Here is a 2,172-nt window from a genome sequence, read left to right as displayed (position 1 = left end):
CGTTTTACGGCTTTTGCGACCCCGGGAGCACATGGACGGCCCCGCCCCACGCGCTGTCGAGCGCATCGTGCGCGCGGTCCAGCAACCCGGCGCGCACCACCACGACGGCGTCCTCCCATGCCGGCTGCGGACCGCGCCGGAGCAAATCGAGCGCGGCGGTCAGGCCCTCCCCGCGCATCAGCTCGAGGCGCCCGAGCTCGTCCACGACCAGAAGGCCGCGCGCGCCCGCGACCTGCGCCGCCTCGCAAGCGAGCCGGGAGAAGTGCTCGTTGACGCGCGCGAGCGCCGCGTTGGACATCGCCCAACCCAGACGCGCGCGCTCGGACGGACCGTCGGGCTCCACCGAACCCAGGCGCTGCGCTATGTCGCGTCGGTCTGCCAGGTGAATTCGCTCGCTTTGGGGAAGCAGCACGTTGTCGATCCCGAGCTTCTCGAAGCCGCCGGCGCCGTCCTCGTGCCAGACGCCCGGGGCGAGGACGCCGTACACCCGAACGCCCGCCTCGGCCGCCCGCGCCGCGCGCCGCTCGAGCCAGCGGGTCTTGCCCGTTTGAATCTCGCCTGTAAGCAGGTAGAGCATGTCCCTCCCCCTCGTTATGAAAAACGGCCCGCCGCGATGGGCCGCGCAGGGACCATTCGGTCCGCACGCGGCCCCGCGACGGGCCGTCCGGCGCCCGCGCCGGGAAGCGGGGCGCCATCTTGTAAAGCCTAGGGCAATCTTATCGCACCGAGGCGCCGGTGAGCTGGTCGTATTCGGCCTGCGACAGGTCGTAGCCGTAGAACGTCTTGTAGTAGGACCTCGCCACGTCGTAGGCTCCGTCCTTGCCCTCGAACTGCGCGGGATACAGCACGCGCGCCAGCCACTGCATGCCCAGGACCTGGTTGATGGTGGGCGGGTAGTTGAGCCAGCAGTAGGGCTCGGTGGGCACCTTGTAGACGGCGCCGGCCTGCACGGCGGGCAGCGTCTGCCACGCCGGGTCGCTCGACACGGTCTCGTAGATGCTATCGGGCCCGAACAGGATGGCATCGGGATTCCATGCGGCGATCTGCTCGAGGCTTGACTCGTTGCCGTTGCCCTTGCCCGAAGGGGAATCCACGACCGCGACGTTGTTCGCGAGCATGTCCACCACGTTCGCCTGGAACGAGCCCCTCGCGATCACGTTCGTGCCGCCGGCACCCAGGCAATACAGCACGCAAACGCGCTGGTCCTCGGGAATCTTGTCCATCACCTGGGAAACCTCGGAGTAGGCCGTATCGCAATACGCCGCGAGCTTCTCGCCGCGGTCCTTCACGCCCAGCAGCTCGCCGAGCATGCGGTAGGCGGCGGGCCACTCGTCGAGCTTCGTCTCGATGAAGACCACCGGGATGCCCAGCTGCTCCTGCAGGGCGTCGAGGTCTTCCTTCATGCCCTCCTTGTACTCGCCCGTGTCCACGATGAGCTGGGCGCCCGTCGCGGCGACGGCCTCCTTGTTGAGGTCGCCCTTCGCGCCGAAGGCGGCGCCCAGCACGGGCAGGTCGGCCGACACGCGGTCGCCCAGGTAGACGCGCTGCTCCTCGGTAAGCTCCTGGGACAGGCCGGCCAGCTTCTCGGGGGCGATGGTGATGAGCACCTGCGTCGCGGTATGACCCGAGGGCACGACCTTGTCGACGTGGGCGGGCACCTCGACGTCGCGCCCGGCGGAATCCGTGAACACCACGGTCTCGGCGGCATCGGACGCTTCCGCGCTGCCCGATCCCTGGGTTGCGGACGGAGCCGCCCCGCATGCGGCGAGCCCGAGCACCAGCGCCGCCGCCGCGGCGCAGCCGCCCACGACGCCGACGAAGCGGCGACGCGTCATCTTGTTCTGCATCTTCTACCATTCCTTTCCTACGATGCGCTTTCGCGCCTCCCCGCCTTATGCGCTTCTATAGCTCCGACGCCGGCACGCACACGCGCACGCGGTCGTCGAATAGGGAGCAGATCGATACATCGATGCCGTACAGCTCTTCCACGAGCTCCTTGGAGATCACATCTTTGGGGTCGCCCGTCGCGCGCACGCGGCCGCGGCTGAGGGCCACCACCGTGTCGGCGAACAGGAACGCCTGGTCGGGCTGGTGCGTCGACTGGACGATGGAGAGGCCCTCGCGCGCCAGCTGGCGCACGCAGGCGAGCACGCGCATGGTGTTGCCGTAATC

General features: G+C 69.0%; 2 protein-coding genes and 1 pseudogene. All 3 read right to left on the bottom strand.

Annotated features, from left to right (window positions below; all coding sequences use genetic code 11):
• Window positions 1-4 precede the first annotated feature (4 nt).
• Complete coding sequence (locus I2E26_RS05040; RefSeq protein ID WP_195419855.1) at window positions 5-577, bottom strand: nucleoside-triphosphatase; 573 nt, start codon at window positions 575-577, stop codon at window positions 5-7.
• A gap of 139 nt (window positions 578-716) precedes the next feature.
• Window positions 717-1,847, bottom strand: a complete 1,131-nt coding sequence (locus I2E26_RS05035) for an ABC transporter substrate-binding protein (RefSeq protein WP_195419854.1) — start codon at window positions 1,845-1,847, stop codon at window positions 717-719.
• A 55-nt stretch (window positions 1,848-1,902) separates the two neighbouring features.
• Window positions 1,903-2,172, bottom strand: a pseudogene (locus I2E26_RS05030) (ABC transporter ATP-binding protein); the annotation flags it as partial.

The organism is Collinsella sp. D33t1_170424_A12 (genome assembly GCF_015554865.1).
Classification (GTDB): Bacteria; Actinomycetota; Coriobacteriia; order Coriobacteriales; family Coriobacteriaceae; genus Collinsella.
This window is presented reverse-complemented; position numbering and strand designations above follow the sequence as displayed.

Excerpts from the sequence above, each read along its gene's own strand:
- I2E26_RS05040 (WP_195419855.1), bottom strand. The coding sequence starts at position 577 with ATGCTCTACCTGCTTACAGGCGAGATTCAAACGGGCAAGACCCGCTGG.
- I2E26_RS05035 (WP_195419854.1), bottom strand. The coding sequence starts at position 1,847 with ATGCAGAACAAGATGACGCGTCGCCGCTTCGTCGGCGTCGTGGGCGGC.